Source organism: Neisseria sp. P0001.S005, assembly GCF_051963715.1.
Window position 1 is genome coordinate 1 of sequence record NZ_JBQCTZ010000063.1, and the last position, 18,415, is coordinate 18,415.

15 protein-coding genes are annotated in these 18,415 nt (G+C 49.7%); 9 read left to right on the plus strand and 6 right to left on the minus strand.

Features of this window, described 5'->3' with window-relative positions; translation table 11 throughout:
- Positions 1-497 (minus strand): serine hydrolase (locus ACTHSP_RS09645; protein WP_440346021.1); only part of this gene is annotated, 497 nt, incomplete at its 3' end.
- Between the two features lie 289 nt (positions 498-786).
- Here ACTHSP_RS09645 and clpX point away from each other — a divergent pair.
- Positions 787-2,052, plus strand: a complete 1,266-nt coding sequence (gene clpX, locus ACTHSP_RS09650) for an ATP-dependent Clp protease ATP-binding subunit ClpX (RefSeq protein ID WP_049352116.1) — start codon at positions 787-789, stop codon at positions 2,050-2,052.
- A gap of 206 nt (positions 2,053-2,258) precedes the next feature.
- On the opposite strand, the gene ACTHSP_RS09655 is transcribed toward clpX, so the two are convergent.
- Positions 2,259-2,591, minus strand: a complete 333-nt coding sequence (locus ACTHSP_RS09655; protein ID WP_137040409.1) for a hypothetical protein — start codon at positions 2,589-2,591, stop codon at positions 2,259-2,261.
- Between the two features lie 360 nt (positions 2,592-2,951).
- Between ACTHSP_RS09655 and ACTHSP_RS09660 the strand changes: the two genes are divergently transcribed.
- Positions 2,952-4,415, plus strand: coding sequence for a DEAD/DEAH box helicase (locus ACTHSP_RS09660; RefSeq protein WP_371464924.1), 1,464 nt, complete (start codon positions 2,952-2,954; stop codon positions 4,413-4,415).
- Between the two features lie 184 nt (positions 4,416-4,599).
- On the opposite strand, the gene acnB is transcribed toward ACTHSP_RS09660, so the two are convergent.
- Positions 4,600-7,185 (minus strand): bifunctional aconitate hydratase 2/2-methylisocitrate dehydratase, encoded by a 2,586-nt coding sequence (gene acnB, locus ACTHSP_RS09665; protein ID WP_049352109.1) that lies wholly within the window; start codon positions 7,183-7,185, stop codon positions 4,600-4,602.
- 200 nt (positions 7,186-7,385) lie between these two features.
- Positions 7,386-8,423, minus strand: coding sequence for a sensor histidine kinase (locus ACTHSP_RS09670; RefSeq protein WP_049329839.1), 1,038 nt, complete (start codon positions 8,421-8,423; stop codon positions 7,386-7,388).
- A 93-nt stretch (positions 8,424-8,516) separates the two neighbouring features.
- Here ACTHSP_RS09670 and argH point away from each other — a divergent pair, with 93 nt between their 5' ends.
- Together argH and ACTHSP_RS09680 are read left to right on the plus strand one after the other, a co-directional pair.
- Positions 8,517-9,896, plus strand: a complete 1,380-nt coding sequence (gene argH, locus ACTHSP_RS09675) for an argininosuccinate lyase (RefSeq protein ID WP_049352107.1) — start codon at positions 8,517-8,519, stop codon at positions 9,894-9,896.
- 168 nt (positions 9,897-10,064) lie between these two features.
- Positions 10,065-10,589, plus strand: coding sequence for a hypothetical protein (locus tag ACTHSP_RS09680; RefSeq protein ID WP_049352105.1), 525 nt, complete (start codon positions 10,065-10,067; stop codon positions 10,587-10,589).
- Between the two features lie 50 nt (positions 10,590-10,639).
- Here ACTHSP_RS09680 and fumC read toward each other — a convergent pair whose 3' ends face one another.
- The gene (gene fumC / locus ACTHSP_RS09685; RefSeq protein WP_049352102.1) at positions 10,640-12,028 is read right to left on the minus strand and encodes a class II fumarate hydratase; all 1,389 of its coding nucleotides are present in this window, start codon (positions 12,026-12,028) and stop codon (positions 10,640-10,642) included.
- Positions 12,029-12,349: 321 nt separating this feature from the next.
- Between fumC and ACTHSP_RS09690 the strand changes: the two genes are divergently transcribed.
- Together ACTHSP_RS09690 and ACTHSP_RS09695 are read left to right on the plus strand one after the other, a co-directional pair.
- Positions 12,350-14,269: a TonB-dependent receptor gene (locus ACTHSP_RS09690; protein WP_371464916.1), complete on the plus strand. Its 1,920-nt coding sequence runs from the start codon at positions 12,350-12,352 to the stop codon at positions 14,267-14,269.
- 58 nt (positions 14,270-14,327) lie between these two features.
- Positions 14,328-15,305 (plus strand): ABC transporter substrate-binding protein, encoded by a 978-nt coding sequence (locus ACTHSP_RS09695; RefSeq protein WP_440346022.1) that lies wholly within the window; start codon positions 14,328-14,330, stop codon positions 15,303-15,305.
- Between the two features lie 122 nt (positions 15,306-15,427).
- Here ACTHSP_RS09695 and ACTHSP_RS09700 read toward each other — a convergent pair whose 3' ends face one another.
- A complete protein-coding gene (locus tag ACTHSP_RS09700) occupies positions 15,428-15,679 on the minus strand; it encodes a hypothetical protein (protein ID WP_440346023.1) in 252 nt (83 codons plus the stop codon).
- A gap of 66 nt (positions 15,680-15,745) precedes the next feature.
- Here ACTHSP_RS09700 and ACTHSP_RS09705 point away from each other — a divergent pair, with 66 nt between their 5' ends.
- From ACTHSP_RS09705 to ACTHSP_RS09715, 3 genes are all read left to right on the plus strand, one after another.
- Positions 15,746-16,462: a hypothetical protein gene (locus tag ACTHSP_RS09705; RefSeq protein WP_440346024.1), complete on the plus strand. Its 717-nt coding sequence runs from the start codon at positions 15,746-15,748 to the stop codon at positions 16,460-16,462.
- Between the two features lie 194 nt (positions 16,463-16,656).
- Positions 16,657-17,454 (plus strand): ABC transporter permease subunit, encoded by a 798-nt coding sequence (locus ACTHSP_RS09710; RefSeq protein ID WP_049329833.1) that lies wholly within the window; start codon positions 16,657-16,659, stop codon positions 17,452-17,454.
- Positions 17,454-18,146: an ATP-binding cassette domain-containing protein gene (locus ACTHSP_RS09715; RefSeq protein ID WP_206193499.1), complete on the plus strand. Its 693-nt coding sequence runs from the start codon at positions 17,454-17,456 to the stop codon at positions 18,144-18,146. The genes ACTHSP_RS09710 and ACTHSP_RS09715 overlap by 1 nt, the downstream gene beginning before the upstream one ends.
- Positions 18,147-18,415 lie beyond the last annotated feature (269 nt).

Here is an 18,415-nt window from a genome sequence, read left to right on the forward strand (position 1 = left end):
TAGGTACGGCCCAACGCATGGGTAGCACGGTTTTCACTGCTCATCAGGCTCAGGTGCAACAGTTCGCCGCGTGTCAGTGTCGTGCCGATGCTCAAACGGCTGCCCGTACCTTTCAGACGGTCGATTTCAGCCTCAGTAATCGTGATAGGCTCGTTCATATCCAGATGCGCATCCAACACCACCATCGCGCTCATCAATTTGGAAATAGAGGCAATCGGCATGACACGATCAGGGTTTTTCTGATACAGCACTTCACCGGTTTTATTATTGAAAATCAAAGCAGATTGCGAAGACAGCAAAGGACCTGCCAAAGCGGCTTGAGCTTCGACTTGGTCGGCATGACTCAACGCAAAAGCTTCCATCGGGTCATTTTGCACTGGGAAATTTTGTTCCAAAAATTGTCCCAATATATCCATATCATCGGCAACGGCAGGTGCAGAAGCAAAGGCCAATGCCACACCTGTCCATACCATTCCTAAAGTTTTATAGAATTTCATATCTGCCAATTCAAAAAAATACATTTAATTCAACATTCTGTTAAATTTTTTGCTAATTGTAAAGCGAGTTGAGAAAACTTTGCGTTTGTTTGCGAGATATTCAAATCCAGCACCCTCATCTGTTTCTTAGACGATACGGCGCAATGCCTGCTCTGATTTGAAAAAACACAAGATAGTTATTATACTTAGGCTCCTTTGTCAGAGGCACTCCCTCAATCCGGCAATACGCCCGAAATATCTGTTCCCCCTTTACAACACAGCCTCCATACAACCATACGAAGAAATTATTATGTCTGAAGAAAAACGCACCTGTTCATTCTGCGGGAAGTCCGAAAACGACGTTAAAAATCTGATCGAAGGCGAACACGCCTTCATCTGCAACGAATGTGTAGAAACTTGCGGCATGATGCTGCAAGACAACGAATCAGGCGAGATTGAAAACGAGCTTGCCAAAGTGAACGCAGAAAACACCGAGAAAAAACTGCCTACCCCGGCCGAAATCGTTGCCAACCTCAACGACCACGTTATCGGTCAGGAACACGCAAAAAAAGCGTTGGCAGTATCGGTTTACAACCACTACAAACGCCTGCGCCACCCGAAAGCAGAGGGCAAAGTCGAGTTGTCCAAATCCAACATCCTGCTCATCGGCCCTACCGGCTCAGGTAAAACTCTGTTGGCGCAATCTTTGGCGCGCAAACTGGATGTTCCTTTTGTCATGGCGGATGCCACAACTTTGACCGAAGCCGGTTATGTTGGTGAAGATGTCGAACAAATCATCACCAAACTTTTGGGCAAATGTGATTTTGACGTTGAAAAAGCCCAGCGCGGCATCGTTTATATCGATGAAATCGATAAAATTTCACGCAAAAGCGACAATCCGTCCATCACGCGCGACGTATCCGGCGAAGGCGTGCAACAAGCCTTGCTGAAACTGATTGAAGGCACGGTAGCGAGCGTTCCTCCGCAAGGCGGCCGCAAACATCCGAACCAAGAATTCATCAACGTTGATACCACCAACATCCTCTTTATCTGCGGCGGTGCATTTGCCGGCTTGGAAAAAGTCATCCGCCAACGTACTGAAAAAGGTGGTATCGGCTTTGGTGCGGCGGTGCACAGCAAAGATGAAAACGCCGATATTTCAGCCCTGTTTGAAACAGTCGAGCCTGAAGACTTAATTAAATTCGGTTTGATTCCCGAGCTTATCGGCCGTCTGCCCGTGATTGCCACATTGGCAGAATTGGACGAAGATGCTTTGGTCAACATTTTGACCGAACCGAAAAATGCCTTGGTCAAACAATATCAAACCTTGTTTGCAATGGAAGATATCGGTCTTGAGTTTGAAGAAGACGCCTTGCACAGCATCGCCAAACTGGCGATGGAACGCAAAACCGGTGCGCGCGGCCTGCGCTCTATCGTCGAACGTTGCCTCTTGGACACCATGTACGCCCTACCGGATTTGAAAGGCGTAGCAAAAGTCGTCATCAATAAAGAGGTCGTGGAAAAAGGCGAACAGCCAAAACTTTTCCGTGCAGACGGCAGCGAATATAAGCAATAAGGATCATTCTCCGAAAAAGACGTGTACTCGCTACACGTCTTTTTTATTTTTTAATAAAACCAAAAGTATATCTTTGAATAATGGTCTTATACATGAAAAACAAAGGCCGTCTGAAACATATTCAGACGGCCTTTGTTTTCAAGTTGCTCTAAGTCTGCCTTCATCCGGAGTATTGATGAGAGTGACTTCCTTGAATTTTATGAAGCTTATTTTTTTACTTTTTTAACAGCTTTTTTAGCTGGAGCAGCTTTGGCGGCAGGTTCAGAAGCCGCAGCTTCAGGAGCAGCAGTTTCAGGAGCAGCTACTGGTTCAGATGCAGCAGGCTCGGAGGCAGCTGATTCAGCCGTACGTTGATAGCCTTTGCCTTTCATGCAGGCATCAAATACAGCGCGATCAGCATTTTCACCAGATGCTTGTTGACATTGAGTCATTGCTTCTTCAACAGTGATGCGTGGCGCTGCCGCTTCTTCAGGTTTGGAAGAAGAACAAGCTGCCAACATCAGGCTACCGGTTGCAAGAGCGATCAATAAAGTTTTCATAATTGTATATTCCTAAATTTTGATTTTATGGTTTACCGTTAAACGGGAGATACAGGCTACAAAACAAGCTCTGCACCTCAATATTGAGTACGTGAGTACAATTTAGTTTCATTTCAGCCTGTAAGTTTTTGATAAATTAATTCTATTGATGTTAAGACAAATGCTTAATTCCTAATAAACTCAAAACCTTGCAGACCAGTAAATTTTTCTGTTTTTGAACTGTAAAAATATCAAAACATGGTCAATCCTAGCCGCAACCACCATTTTGGGAGTCCCTCTTTTTATGGCATAATGGACTACTTGACGGATTATTCCGCTCCCCATTTTTTTCAAACCGCAGAATCAACATCATACTGCGGTTTGTCCATTTCAGAATCAGATTTTTCAGACGGCCTATCATTCAAAAGGCCGTCTGAACAGAAAGCCACCATCATGAATCCTTTCTCTTCACTCGGTTTAGGCAGCGAATTAGTCTCTGCCCTGACCGATCAGGGTTATGAAAACCCGACGCCTATCCAAGCAGTAGCAATTCCCAAAGCCTTGGCAGGACACGACCTTTTGGCCGCAGCACAAACCGGCACAGGTAAAACCGCCGCCTTTATGCTGCCCAGCCTCGAACGCCTGAAACGCTACGCCACATCCAGCACCTCCCCTGCCATGCACCCTGTTCGTATGTTGGTATTGACCCCAACCCGCGAACTGGCTGATCAAATTGACCAAAACGTGCAGGCATACATTAAAAATCTTCCTTTGCGTCACACCGTCCTCTTCGGAGGCGTCAATATGGATAAACAAACTGCCGACTTGCGCGCCGGTTGCGAAATCGTTGTCGCTACGGTTGGCCGACTGCTTGACCACGTCAAACAAAAAAATATTAATTTAAACAAAGTTGAAATCGTTGTACTCGATGAAGCCGACCGTATGCTTGATATGGGTTTCATCGACGATATCCGCAAAATCATGCAGATGTTGCCCAAACAGCGACAAACCCTGCTTTTTTCCGCCACTTTCTCACCTCCTATCCGCAAGCTCGCGCAAGATTTTATGCACACGCCCGAAATGGTTGAAGTGGCTGCGCAAAACACCACCAACGCCAATGTCGAGCAACACATCATTGCCGTTGATGCACTCAAAAAACGCAACCTGCTCGAACGTCTGATTGTTGATTTGCATATGAATCAAGTCATTGTATTCTGCAAAACCAAACAAAGCGTCGATCAAGTTACCCGCGACCTCGTCCGCCGCAACATTGCCGCGCAATCCATCCACGGCGACAAATCCCAACAAAGCCGACTAGAAACCCTCAACGCCTTTAAAGAAGGTACATTACGCGTTTTGGTTGCCACCGACGTTGCCGCGCGCGGTCTGGATATTGCCGAGTTGCCTTTCGTCATCAACTACGAGCTGCCAACCCAACCTGAAGACTACGTCCACCGCATCGGACGTACCGGCCGGGCCGGTGCCGACGGCGTTGCCATTTCCTTGATGGATAAAACCGAACAGAAAATGTTTGAATCTATTAAAGAACTAACCGGCAGCGATTTGAATGTGGAACGCATCGAAGGCTTTGAGCCGCATTGGTGGGGCACCGACAATCAAGATGAAGCCGAAGCACAACTGGTTCAGCACAACGACAGCTGCTCTCGTCGCGATGATAGAAACAAACGCAACGAATACGCGAGCAAGTCAGATAAAAACTCGAAAAAAGCAGAAGAGAAAAACGATCCGGGTATTGCCTGCGGCAAAATTGCTGGCAGAACACGCCGCAGCCGTCACGAGCGTCAGCCTTGCGCCCTGCTCCAACCTGGTTTTGGCGTAAAGTAAACAACGCTGATTAATCGGTTTCTGATTATTTATCCTAAGCAAAGGCCGTCTGAAACTTATCTTTCAGACGGCCTTTTATTAAACTAAAAATAAAAAGGACGTGATGAACACGCCCTTTTTATTTTTCCGTTTCAGACGGCCTTTATTATTTAAGGCCGTCTGAAAATCGGTTTACCTTGTTACCTTAAACATTCACGGTTTCGGCTACTTCGTTGTAGCTGTCGATTTCGTTAAAGTTCATATAGCGGTAGATTTGGTCGCCCTGCTCGTTGATGATACCGATATTGGCTTGGTATTCTTCAACAGTCGGGATTTTACCCAGTTTGGAGCAGATTGCCGCCAACTCAGCCGACCCGAGGTAAACAAAGGTGTTTTTACCCAAGCGGTTCGGGAAGTTACGGGTAGAAGTGGACATTACAGTCGCTCCTTCGTGTACTTGTGCTTGGTTACCCATACACAATGAGCAACCCGGCATTTCCATACGCGCGCCTGCACGGCCGAGTACGCCGTAGTGACCTTCGTCGGACAACTCTTTCGCGTCCATTTTGGTCGGCGGCGCCATCCACAAGCGGACGGGGATGTCGCTCTTGCCTTCCAAGAGTTTGGAAGCGGCGCGGAAGTGGCCGATGTTGGTCATGCACGAACCAATGAATACTTCGTCGATTTTGGTGCCGGAACGTTCGGACATGAAGCATACGTCGTCTGGGTCGTTCGGGCAGGCGATAATCGGCTCTTTGATGTCGTCCATGTTGATTTCAATCACGGCGGCGTATTCGGCATCTTTATCCGCTTCGAGCAGCTCCGGATTCGCCAGCCATTTTTCCATGGCTTTGATGCGGCGTTCCAAAGTGCGCGGGTCTTGATAGCCGTCGGCAATCATGTTTTTCATCAATACGACGTTGGATTTCATGTACTCGATAATCGGCTCTTTGTTGAGCTTCACGGTACAGCCGGCGGCGGAGCGTTCGGCGGATGCGTCGGTCAATTCAAAGGCTTGTTCCACTTTCAAATCAGGCAGGCCTTCGATTTCGAGGATGCGGCCGGAGAAGATGTTTTTCTTACCGGCTTTGGCAACGGTCAGCAAACCTTGTTTAATCGCGTACAGCGGAATGGCGTTCACCAAATCGCGCAGGGTGACGCCCGGTTGCAGTTTGCCGCTGAAGCGTACCAATACAGATTCAGGCATATCGAGCGGCATCACGCCGGTGGCAGCAGCGAAAGCAACCAATCCCGAGCCTGCGGGGAAGGAAATACCGATAGGGAAACGGGTGTGGCTGTCGCCGCCGGTACCGACGGTATCGGGCAACAGCAGGCGGTTGAGCCATGAGTGGATCACGCCATCGCCCGGACGCAGAGCCACGCCGCCACGGGTAGAAATAAAGGCAGGCAGTTCTTTATGGGTTCTGACATCGACAGGTTTCGGATAAGCAGCGGTGTGACAGAAAGACTGCATCACCATGTCGGCGGAGAAGCCCAAACAAGCCAAGTCTTTCAACTCGTCGCGAGTCATCGGACCGGTAGTGTCTTGTGAGCCGACCGTCGTCATGCGCGGTTCGCAATAAGTACCCGGGCGCACGCCTTGTCCTTCGGGCAGACCGCAGGCGCGACCGACCATTTTTTGTGCCAACGTGAACCCGGCTTTGCTTTCGGCAGGTGCTTGAGGCAGGCGGAACTCGGTAGAGGCAGGCAGTTTCAACGCTTCGCGCGCTTTGGCGGTCAGACCGCGACCGATAATCAGGTTGATACGGCCACCGGCTTGCACTTCGTCCAGCAATACTTGGGATTTCAGGCTGAACTCGGCAACGGTTTCGCCGTTTTTCACGATTTTGCCTTCATAAGGCAGAATATCGACGACATCGCCCATTTTCAGCGCGGAAACATCGACTTCAATCGGCAGCGCACCGGAGTCTTCTTGAGTATTGAAGAAAATCGGCGCGATTTTGCCACCCAGGCATACGCCGCCGAAACGTTTGTTCGGTACGAACGGAATATCTTCGCCGGTATGCCAAATGACGGAGTTGGTCGCGGATTTGCGTGAAGAACCAGTACCGACCACATCGCCGACGTAGGCAACGGGATGACCTTTGGCTTTGAGTTCTTCCAATAATTTAATCGGACCGACTTCGCCCGGTTTGTCAGGATTGATGCCGTCGCGCGGGTTTTTCAACATCGCCAGCGCGTGCAGAGGTATATCAGGACGGCTCCATGCGTCAGGTGCAGGAGAGAGATCGTCTGTATTGGTTTCACCGTCGACTTTGAAGACGGTAACAGTGATTTTTTCTGGAACTTTGGCGCGAGAAGTGAACCATTCGGCATCTGCCCAAGATTGCAATACTTCTTGCGCGTATTTGTTGCCTTTTTCGGCTTTTTCTTGAACATCGTGGAAAGAGTCAAACATCAACAGAGTGTGTTTCAGACCATTTGCAGCGATAGGTGCAAGTTTGTCGTTGTCCAAGAGTTCGATGAGTGCATGGATGTTGTAACCGCCAAGCATGGTACCCAACAGCTCGGTAGCATACTCAGGGGAAATCAGCGGACTGGATACGCTACCTTCGGCAACGGCTGCCAAAAATGAGGCTTTAACTTTGGCGGCATCATCCACACCGGGCGGTACGCGGTGAGCCAACAGCTCAACCAAGAATTCACCTTCACCGGCAGGTGGATTTTTCAGCAGCTCAACCAAATCAGCAGTCTGCTGAGCAGTCAGAGGAAGGGCGGGAATACCAAGGGCAGCGCGCTCGGCGGCGGCTTTACGATAGGCTTCTAACATCTCTTTGTTCCTTTTTCTGTTTTTTCTTCTGGGCAATTGCAAATGATTTGCAATTAAAGATTGTAAACAATCCTTTTAAGCATCATAGACCAGTTTTCAAAAAATGGGAACAGTTATGTTACTGAATGTAATAAATTTAAACTATTTTATTTAATATGTTAATAGTCTAACCTATCTAAAGCCACCCTATTCTAGGCGTTTTAGCCAAACAGACGGGAAACTTCGGCTGATTTTTTACGGTACGGCAATATGATTTCAACGCGGAACAGGCCGTCTGATTGGATGTTTCTGATTTTCGCGTCGGTGTCATACATCAAAGTCAAGCGCTCTTTCAGATTGCGCAGAGCCATAGAATTACCTTTATGCGGCTTGGTATTTTCATTAGGTTCTTTTCCACACGGATTTTCGATACTGATGAAAATAGATGATTTTTCCAATTTTGTTAATACTGTAATTATCCCTGGGCGGTGGCTGGATTCGACACCATGGAATACAGCATTTTCCAAAAGCGGTTGCAGCAGCAGATGCGGCGTTTCCGCATCGTCGGGTGCATGGTGCTGCCACATAACCTGTACACGCATATGTCCCATGCGGATTTGCTCGATGGCAATATATTCCTGCGCCCACTCGATTTCCTGCCCCAAGGTGCTGTTTTGACTACCGTCGCGCAGTTGTGCGCGGAACAGGTTGGCTAGATTCTCCAGCAAAGTTTCCGCATCATACGGACGCAGACGGATTAAGCTGATGGCGGCATTCAGGCTGTTAAACAAGAAATGCGGACGGATACGCGCCGTCAACGCACTCAATCTGGCTTCGGAAATAGAAGGCGCAAGGCTGTTGCGGCGGGCCGCTTCGATGTACATGAAACTGAAACAAAAAAAGGTCAGCAAGAAGAAGTGCTGAATCAACGACCAAATATCTGTCTTCAAAATTACTAAATCGACAAACAAGAAAATCAGCAGGTTGGAGACGTAGGAAACCACAACGCTGTACTGCGAGCGAAGCAGGGACGGCGCAAATGCCTGTAAGAAATAGACCTTAAGTAAAATTAAAAGGATGACGGGGCAAGCCCATGAAAAATGTTGGAAAATCTGTTCCGGATAAGGCACCCCCGATACTGTCATCAACGGAAAGATAAACAAACTGATTAACAAAATAATGAGCAGGCGCACCAAAGTTGCGGAATTGCGCAAATCCGGCACTGCGAAATTCTGGTTTATTTGACGTATAATAGACATGATTTCAACCGTTTTCTTTCATAATGTATAGACGGGTCTGCTATATTGAAGACGTAGACCCTGTTTTTTTATTTATATTTTAAGGATGCTGATATGAGCAAGGACAAAACCTGGTCAGGCCGTTTTAACGAACCTGTTTCCGAGCTGGTCAAAAAATATACCGGCTCGATTGATTTTGACAAACGACTGGCCGAATGGGACATCCAAGGCTCGCTGGCACACGCGCAAATGCTGACACAGTCGGGCGTTTTGAGCGAAGACGACCTCTCCGCCATCCGTCAGGGCATGGCCGAGATTATAGCAGAAATCAAAGAAGGAACGATTTCCTGGTCACTGGATTTGGAAGATGTCCACATGAATATCGAACGCCGCCTTACCGACAAAATCGGCGATGCCGGCAAACGCCTGCACACCGGCCGCAGCCGCAACGACCAAGTCGCCACCGACATCCGCCTGTGGCTGCGCGATCAAATTACCGTTATCCAAAGCCTGATTCAAAACCTTCAGACGGCCTTGGTTGATTTGGCGGAACAAAACGCCGAAACCGTCATGCCCGGCTTTACCCATCTGCAAGTTGCCCAGCCGGTCAGCTTCGGGCATCACATGCTCGCCTATGTCGAAATGCTCGGACGCGATTTCGAGCGCATGGCCGACTGCCACAAACGCGTCAACCGTATGCCGCTCGGCGCCGCCGCCCTTGCCGGTACCACCTACCCGATTCAACGCGAAATCACCGCCGAGCTGTTGGGCTTCGAACAAATCTGCCAAAACTCGCTCGATGCCGTATCCGACCGCGATTTTGCCATTGAGTTCACGGCTGCCGCTTCTCTGATTATGGTTCACCTGAGCCGTCTTTCCGAAGAATTGATTTTGTGGATGAGCCCGCATTTCGGCTTTATCGATATTGCCGACCGTTTCTGCACCGGCTCATCCATCATGCCGCAAAAGAAAAACCCCGACGTACCTGAACTGGTGCGCGGTAAATCCGGTCGCGTAATTGGCCACCTGATCGGCCTGGTTACCCTGATGAAATCGCAGCCTTTGGCATACAACAAAGACAATCAGGAAGACAAAGAGCCTTTGTTTGACACTGCCGACACACTTATCGACACCCTGCGCATTTACGCCGATATGATGCGCGGCGTGACCGTCAAACCCGACAATATGCGCGCCGCCGTGATGCAGGGTTTTGCAACGGCTACCGACTTGGCGGATTACTTGGTGAAAAAAGGCATGCCTTTCCGCGACAGCCACGAAGTTGTTGCCCAAGCTGTGCGCCATGCCGATGAAGCTGGCGTTGATTTGAGCGAATTGCCGCTTGAAGTCCTGCAAGGTTTCAGCGGTTTGATTGCCGAAGATGTTTACAGCGTGCTGACACCCGAAGGCAGCTTAAACGCGCGCAACCACTTGGGCGGCACCGCGCCTGAACAAGTCCGTTTCCAAGTCAAACGCTGGCGTGAATTGTTGGCTTAAACCTATCTAAACACATAATAAAAGGCCGTCTGAAAATTTTCAGACGGCCTTTTGATTACCCATGTTACACTCAACCTCACAATAAAAACAGATAAAACCTAAACTTATCTTCAAACGAGAAAACACGCCCCCTGACTTTGCCGCCATCTTCAAACAAAAGGAGCAAGGATGAAAAACTTTGTCTTTAAATTGGCTATGATCTGCCTATTCAGCGGATGCTATGCCGTATTTGTCGCCTGGGAAAATGGTGGATTCAGCCAGCTCCATGATTTTCAAGCAATAGAGAGCAACGGCATAAGCGTATACCTTCATCAAACCTCCCCCATAGCCATGCAGGCTGAAAAAAACGAGCTGTCGATTTTGCAAAACAACCAAAACAGCTTGGCCTCTTGTGTCGGCATTGAATCTTTATGCGAACAAGCCAAGCCAGGCATCTGGGTTGAGCATGCCAAATTCTTACAACACAAAGACACGGGCAAATTATTGGTACTTTCGTTGGACTATTTGGAAAACAATGACACCGCAAAAACCCTACACAACCGCTATACTGCATCGCTCCTACCCCAAGCAGACAGAACGGAGGCGTGGCATTATGCCTGGCGTACATTTCTAAGGTCAGTAACTTTCCTACTGCTCTTCAATTTACTGTCAATGATTTTTGCCCTATTTGAAAAAAAGACAACCGCAGCATAAAAACATGCCGTCTGAAAACATTTTCAGACGGCATGTTTCATTATCAAAGCTTAACGCGGATGAACCATATCGGCAGGAACGACCAATTCGTCAAACTCTTCGCCTGTCAGCAAGCCCAATTCGATGGCGGTTTCGCGCAACGATTTGTCGTTTTTGTAGGCGGTTTTGGCAACTTTGGCGGCGTTTTCGTAGCCGATTTTACGGTTTAACGCAGTAACCAACATCAGGGAATGGTGCAGGAAATAGTCGATTTTTTCCGGTACGGGTTCGATGCCGACGGCGCAGTGTTCGTTGAAGCTGTTGCACGCGTCGCCCAACAGGCGGATGGATTGCAAGAGGTTGTAGGCGATAACGGGCATATAGACGTTCAGCTCGAAATTGCCCGACGCGCCCGCCATGCCGATGGTGACGTCGTTGCCGAACACTTGGCAGCACACCATGGTCATCGCTTCGCATTGGGTCGGGTTGACTTTGCCCGGCATGATGGACGAACCCGGCTCGTTTTCGGGGATTTTGATTTCGCCCAAACCGCAGCGCGGGCCGCTTGCCAGCCAGCGGATGTCGTTGGCGATTTTGTTCAGGCTTGCCGCCAGTGTTTTCAATGCGCCCGAAGCGGAAACGGCGGCATCGCGTCCGCCCAAGGCTTCAAATTTGTTCGGCGCGCTGACAAACGGCAGGCCGGACAGTTCGGCGAGTTTGGCGGCGGCTTTTTCGGCGTATTCGGGATGGCTGTTCAAACCCGTACCGACCGCTGTGCCGCCCAAAGCGAGTTCGTACAAACCTTTGAGCGCGTCGTTCAGACGGCCTAAGCCGTGGTCGAGTTGGGAAACGTAGCCGGAAAATTCTTGTCCCAAAGTCAGCGGCGTCGCGTCCTGCAAATGGGTGCGGCCGATTTTGACAATGGGGGCGAATTCTTTGGCTTTTTTGTCCAATGTGTCGCGCAGGGCTTGGACGGCGGGGATGAGGTGGCGGTTGATTTCAATCGCGGCGGCGACGTGGATGGCGGTCGGGAACGCGTCGTTGGTGGATTGCGCATGGTTCACATGGTCGTTGGGATGGACGGGCTGATACGCCGCCAAACCCGTACCGGCGATTTCGTTGGCGCGGTTCGCCAGCACTTCGTTCATGTTCATATTGGACTGCGTGCCGGAGCCGGTCTGCCAAACCACTAAGGGGAACTGCCCGTCGAGCTTGCCGTTCAACACATCGTCCGCCGCCTGCGTAATCAAATCCGCCTGCTCAGGCTTAATCCTGCCGAGGGAAACATTGGTGGCGGCTGCGGCTTTTTTCACCAGCGCCAAAGCATAAATCAGCGGCTGCGGCAGGGTTTCGCCGCCGATTTTGAAATTGTTGCGGCTGCGCTGGGTCTGCGCGCCCCAATAGGCTTCGGACGGGACTTCGACATTGCCCATGGTGTCGTGTTCGGTACGGGTACTCATGCGTTTCTCCTATATTTAAATAGAAATAATAATGATTCGTAAAATTATTATAACCAGCAATAGGCCGTCTGAAAAGAGAGAGTTTTTTCAGACGGCCTATCTGCTTTATAAACGGAAAACACAAACGCAAGATGAAACTCAAATACAAACCTCGCCAACACTCCCCTCTTCTAAAAGTTTTTAGCCCGTATCGGCTTATGTTCAAAGCTAAAGCTTCCTTACCGACAATAAAGTTTTGTCGGCCTCAGACACTTTATCGTTTCTTTACTTTGCTTCTCTCTAAGAGCATAATAAATAAAAATGATTATCAGGATATAAATAATGAAACAAAACCATTTGATTTGCTTGTTAATGAGTAGTTTTGCCGCTGCAAACGGCTTTGCCGAAACCTTGGCAGACCCTGATGAAATCCAGCCTGTCAAAACCTTCTCCCCTCCCAAACCGATTGCCCCGACCGCCGCACAAGGCTATTTCCCTGAAAACCAGTTCGACCGCACTGACCGCAGCGATCATTACTTTGTTACCGAAAACATAGACCAAGCCTTCCGTCCGCTGAAAGCAAACAGCGGCTTTTACGGCAAAAGCTTTTACAATTCCGTTACCGCACAAGCGCGCGGGGCAAAGGTGTACGGCGTGGCCAACCTCAATCACACCAAGGCCAACGGCTATAAAGACGGCGACGGTAATCAGACCGATTGGAAATACAGCCGTTTTAATCAAGCTTTGGTACTCGGTTTTGTGCCGTCTGAAAATCAGGAATACCGTCTCACCTACCTACACGACGACATCAACAACGACCGCCAGCCGCAGTTCGTCAACGATGCATTGGATACCGAACGCCATATCGCCAAACTCAACGCGCGTTGGGGCAATGCCGATTTGAGCAATACGGTCAGCGCGGAAGCAGGCGTCATCAAACTCAAACGCCGCGCCGACAATTACTCCCTGCGCCAAAACAACACACCGCAGCAAGTGTTTGTAGAACTTGACCGCAAAGTGTATGATTCCTCGCTCAAACACGACGCGGACTTCGGCAAGTTCCACAACACGGCCGCCGTCAGCTATCGCAACGACAGCCAAAACGGCGAGCGCAACGCCCACACTCCCATGCGCGACTTCCTCAACGGCTACCGTTTCGCCGATGTGCACATCGACCGCTGGCGCATTGCCGATACCCTGTCTTACAAGTTTGACGACCGACACAAACTGGGCTTGGGTTTGAGCTACGAACTCAATGAAGCGGATGTTCGCAAAAATACGGCACAGCCCGCCCATCCGATGAACCGCAATCTCGCCTTCGCATCGGCGCAACAAATCTGGAAAACCCATTACGGCTGCGACTTCAACGGCAAAGTGCGCCGTCATGCCTTCTCAGGCGAACTCAAATACGATTTCACGCCGTCTGAAACGCAAAAATACAGCGTCTCCCTTGCTCACTTAGAACGAATCGGCGACAACACCGAACGCTTCAACTCGCTTGCCGCCATCGTGCAAAACCGCATGAACGGCGCGCTGATGAACCAAAACCCAGCCGCCGCCATCGCAGGCAATCCCCTGCTGAAAACCGAAAAACACAATCGCATCAAGCTCACCGCCGACAGCCGCAACGACTACTACAACGGCTACATGAACTCGTTGGCAGGCGCAGGCTGGAACGTAGGCGGCACACTTGTGGCGGACAAAGTCAAAGACCTGATTATTTTTGACCGCGCACACGGACAAAGCGGCACGGCTTCCAAAGGCGGCGGCATCATCACACGCAACGTGGATGCACGCCTGATTACCGCGCAGGCCTACGCGCGTTACAACTTCAATCCGCATTGGGCGGCAGGCATCAAAGCCACCTACAACTACGGACACAACGAAACCGACGGCAGGCCGCTCTATCAAATCCGTCCGTTTGAAGCAGCCGTCCAAGCCGACTACAAAAACTACTTTGCCCACGGCAGCTACAACATCGGCGCGGCAGCACGCTTTGTCGCCAAACAAACGCGCGGCGATTTTGACGCGGCAAGTGGTCTGGGTATAGACAAACGCGAAGCCGCCAAAGGCTTTACCGTTGCCGACGTGTACGCAGGCGTAAACATCAAAGACAAATACGGCTTGCGTTTAGGCGTGAACAACGTGTTCAACAAAAAATACGCCGAACACATCAGCGGCGACCACGTCCTCGCCCTGTCGCCCAGTGTGGTATATGCACCGGGTAGGACATATTGGTTGAGTTTGCACGCGGCGTTTTAAAATCAGGCCGTCTGAAAGAATGCCTGCATTGGCTTATTAAGAATTTAGGAGATAAAAAATGGATATGAAAAGACGCGATTTCTTAAAAATGACCGCCGCGCTGGCAGCCGCAGGCGTTTCGCCTTCGCTGTTGGCGGTGGGGAAAGAGCAATTTACCATTTACGGCGCGCCGGCGATGCCCAGCGTAACCATTGCCGTAGCGGCGTTGCAAGGCAAGCTGGCGAAGCAGGCGGATGTGTCGCTCAAGGTTTGGCGCTCGCCCGACCAGCTTCGCGCGGGCGTGGCGAGCGGGCAATTTAAAGTGATGATGAGTCCGAGCAATGTCGGCGTAAACCTGCGCAACCAAGGGCAGAAAGTCGGCATGGTGAATATTTTAACCAACGGCATCACGCAGTTGGTCTGCAAAGGCAGTGCGATTACCTCGCCGCAAGATTTGGTCGGCAAAAAAATCCTTGTGCCGTTTAAAAACGATATGCCCGACATCGTGCTGCAAGCCTTGTTGAAAAAACTGAAAATCGACGCGCACAAAGTCGGCATCACTTACACCGCCACGCCGCCCGAAGCGGTGGGGCTGTTTTTGAGCAAGGACTACCACGCCGCCATCCTGCCCGAACCGATGGCGAGCGCGGGTATGCTCAAAGGCAAAACCATGGGCGTAAACGTCGTGCGCGGCTTTGATTTGGTGAAGGCATGGGGGCAGGCGTTTGACACCAAACCGCTGATTCCGATGGCGGGCATCATTGCCAACGAAGAATATTTCCACGCGCACAAGGCGAAGTTTGACATCTTCCATCAGGATTTGAAAAACGCGCTCAACTGGATACTGGCCAACCGCCAAAGCGCGGCGAAAATCGGCAAAAACTACCTCCCCGCCCCCGAACCCGCCCTAGTCATGGGCTTGGACGGCGCGCGGCTGACGGTAACCAAAGGCAGTGAAGTGAAGAACGAGATTTTGAAGTTTTACGAAATCCTGATGCAGTTCAACCCGAAACTTTTGGGCGGCAAGCTGCCGGATAACGGGTTCTTCTTGGCTTAAAGGGAAAGAGGTCGTCTGAAAAGGGTAGGGTGGTTGTGAATACCTGATTTATCATTTTTCAGACGGCCTGTCAGGACATTATCAGAGTAGCGTAGGTCGGATTCTTGAATCCGACATTTCGGCTAAACGGGGCTGTCGGATACAAGTATCCGACCTACTTTTTTCAGACGGCCTATCAGATAATATTCGAACAGTACACAAAAAGCCGTCATTCCCGCGCAGGCGGTAATCCAGTCTTTGATATTGCAGGAATGTTTTAAAATTGCAGCAACGTCAAACTTCTGGATTCCCGCCTGCGCGGGAATGACGGCGGGTGGTAACCGTAGGTTGTCAACCCCAATAAAACCGTTGAACTGTCTGAAATGTTGGGTCATGACCCAACCTACGCTTGCTGTGATGTTTTAGTATCAATGTCTTTTTATTCAAACAGGAGAAGAAAAATGCCTATTCATGATTGCCGTGGTGAAAAAACTCGTGAGCAACTTGTTCGTGATTTTGAAATTGTACCTTTAGCTCATGTCAGATTACTGAATGGACAAACTAAGGAAAGTTGTGCTGGACCAGATGTAGGAGAGTACTATGTTTTTAGTTATCGAAGTCGTCCAAATGCGAAAGATGCTAATGGAGAAGATGTAGGTACTTTTGTCTGTGGAATAACTGCCGCTAATGACTTTATTAATTTGATACAACGGAAAAATCCAGCAGTAAATCGATTGCCTTTATTTGATCCGTTGGCAGGTTTGGGTCAAGTTGGAAATGCAAATAATGCAGGTCGTGCTGGCGCTGGAAGAGGTGTTCAACAAGTACCAAACTGGAATCCAATAGCTAAAGAACTCTATGATGCAATAGGTATGATTTGTATTATGTGGAATTTGAATAATGTTAGTGGTGCATTGAAAAGTGTGTTATTTAAATTGATTGAAAATCCCATGCGGATACCTAGAAATTCAGATATACTCAGTATAAATACTATTATTTCAAGAAAATTCAATATCGATGTAGGTAATCAACGTGTAACCAGTTTAGCTTTATATTTTCAAGATTTTATGGTAACGCATGGAGAGCCTAATCCCCCATTAATACAGTTCCCTAATTTAACGGCACATTTTATTCAAAATGTTGCTAATAGTCGGAATCCTGTTCCTTACTTTAATTAATTAGTAATCGTAGGTTGGTTTAGTCGCAGGCGTATCCCAATCAAAATACTGAATCCCAAACCAAGGTCGTCTGAAAAACAATATTTGTGGAAACCAAACCGTTTTGTTGGTTTACGGTGTTCCATCTAACCCAATTACCATTTTTCAGACGACCTACCGTCCCCAAACCATCCCCATCAACCAACACCCAAACCATGATTAAAACCGACAAAATCCGCAAACCGCAGCCTGCGGTGTTTTACATCATCGACTACCTTTGGAGCGGCTTTGCCGGTTTGAGCGTGGCGATGGTGGTGGTGGCGTTGTGGGCGTGGGGCAGTGCTGTGTTCGGCGGGTTTATGCTGCCTGCGCCGGTGGAGGTATTTCAAAAGTCGTTTGATTTATTGAAACATTTTCAGGAAAACGAAATCGGGATTTCGCTGTGGCGGTCGGTGGTGGGCATTTCGGTTGCACTGGTGGCGGGATTGGCGGCGGGGCTGGTGGCGGGCAGTTTTAAGACGGCGATGGCGTTGCTTAAGCCTGTGATTACGGTTTTGTTGGCGATGCCGCCGATTATTTGGGTGGTGATGGCGTTGTTTTGGTTCGGTTTCGGTAATCCGAGCGTGTTGTTTACCATCATTGTGTTGGTTGCGCCGCTGACGTTTGCGAGTGCGGCGGTCGGGATGGCGAGCGTGAACAAGCAGCATGAGGAGTTGTTTGACGCTTATAAATTAGGCCGTCTGAAAAAAATCCGCTATCTGTATATCCCGCATCTGACGGGCTATGTGATTTCCAGCATCGGCGTGGCGGTGGCGATGGGGGTGAAGGTGGTGATTATGGCGGAACTCTTGGGCGCGAGCGAAGGCGTGGGCGCGCGGATTGCGGACGCGAGGGCGATGCTGGAGACTTCGACGGTGATGGCTTATGTGGTGTTGGTTATCGTGTTTGTGTCGCTGTTTGAATACCTGATTACCAAGCCTTTGGAAATTTTGTTTATGCCGTGGAGAAGATGATGCTCTGTCTTGAAAACGTGCGTTTTGAAATTCTCCGCGATCCCATTGTGCGCGATTTCAGTTTGAACCTGCAACACGGCGAAGTAAAAGCTTTGTTCGGGCCGAGCGGCTGCGGCAAGACGACGGTTTTGCGGCTGATTGCGGGTTTGGAAACGCCGAAATCGGGCACGATACGCAATACTTTCCGCAAAACGGGTTTTCTGTTTCAGGAAAACCGCCTGCCGGGAAACTTGACCGCGATGCAGAATATCGCTATTTTTATGGACAAACTTGATGAAGGCGAAATCATCGCGCTGGCGGCGAAAGTCGGGCTGACTGCGGGCGATTTGAACAAATATCCGACCGAATTGTCCGGCGGCATGGCGAAACGGGTAGCATTTTTGCGCCTGCTGCTGTGCGGCTGCGACCTTGCCTTGCTGGACGAGCCGTTCGTCGGTTTGGATCGCGATTTGCGCGATATTTTGGTCGCCATGCTGGTGGAAAAAATCGAGCGGCAGGGCATGGCGTGTATGCTGGTAACGCACGACCGCTTCGAAGCCGCACGCCTGAGCCATGAAATCATGCTGCTTTCCACTAAGGGCATGAACGTGCAAAACGTGATTACCCTGCCTACGCCGCTGTCCGAACGCGATTCGGCTTTTGAAGAAGCCGTGGTGGCAAGAGAGTTTCAGGGGATTCATTATTATGAGTGATAGGAATTTAAATTTCTGACAAACCTTGCGGTTCGTTGCCCTCTCCCTAACCCTCTCCCTAACCCTCTCCCACGGGGAAAGGGGATCAGGTTTCTCAAAATCAGAGAGCCGTAGAATTGGGAATCAGATGTCAGGTAAACCTGAAAATGTTCAGGCTCGACAGCCCAATTCCCTCTCCCCGTGGGAGATGGCTAGGGAGAGGGTAAGCAAGCCGCAGGCTTGCCTCTTTAGCGAAAGATACGAATCTGTTATCCGAACGCGATTCGGTT

Bases quoted from the DNA above. Each gene is read 5' to 3' on its own strand.
- clpX (WP_049352116.1), top strand. From the start codon at position 787: ATGTCTGAAGAAAAACGCACCTGTTCATTCTGCGGGAAGTCCGAAAAC.
- ACTHSP_RS09655 (WP_137040409.1), bottom strand. From the start codon at position 2,591: ATGAAAACTTTATTGATCGCTCTTGCAACCGGTAGCCTGATGTTGGCA.
- acnB (WP_049352109.1), bottom strand. From the start codon at position 7,185: ATGTTAGAAGCCTATCGTAAAGCCGCCGCCGAGCGCGCTGCCCTTGGT.
- ACTHSP_RS09670 (WP_049329839.1), bottom strand. From the start codon at position 8,423: ATGTCTATTATACGTCAAATAAACCAGAATTTCGCAGTGCCGGATTTG.
- argH (WP_049352107.1), top strand. From the start codon at position 8,517: ATGAGCAAGGACAAAACCTGGTCAGGCCGTTTTAACGAACCTGTTTCC.
- ACTHSP_RS09680 (WP_049352105.1), top strand. From the start codon at position 10,065: ATGAAAAACTTTGTCTTTAAATTGGCTATGATCTGCCTATTCAGCGGA.
- fumC (WP_049352102.1), bottom strand. From the start codon at position 12,028: ATGAGTACCCGTACCGAACACGACACCATGGGCAATGTCGAAGTCCCG.
- ACTHSP_RS09690 (WP_371464916.1), top strand. From the start codon at position 12,350: ATGAAACAAAACCATTTGATTTGCTTGTTAATGAGTAGTTTTGCCGCT.
- ACTHSP_RS09695 (WP_440346022.1), top strand. From the start codon at position 14,328: ATGGATATGAAAAGACGCGATTTCTTAAAAATGACCGCCGCGCTGGCA.
- ACTHSP_RS09700 (WP_440346023.1), bottom strand. From the start codon at position 15,679: ATGACCCAACATTTCAGACAGTTCAACGGTTTTATTGGGGTTGACAAC.
- ACTHSP_RS09705 (WP_440346024.1), top strand. From the start codon at position 15,746: ATGCCTATTCATGATTGCCGTGGTGAAAAAACTCGTGAGCAACTTGTT.
- ACTHSP_RS09710 (WP_049329833.1), top strand. From the start codon at position 16,657: ATGATTAAAACCGACAAAATCCGCAAACCGCAGCCTGCGGTGTTTTAC.
- ACTHSP_RS09715 (WP_206193499.1), top strand. From the start codon at position 17,454: ATGCTCTGTCTTGAAAACGTGCGTTTTGAAATTCTCCGCGATCCCATT.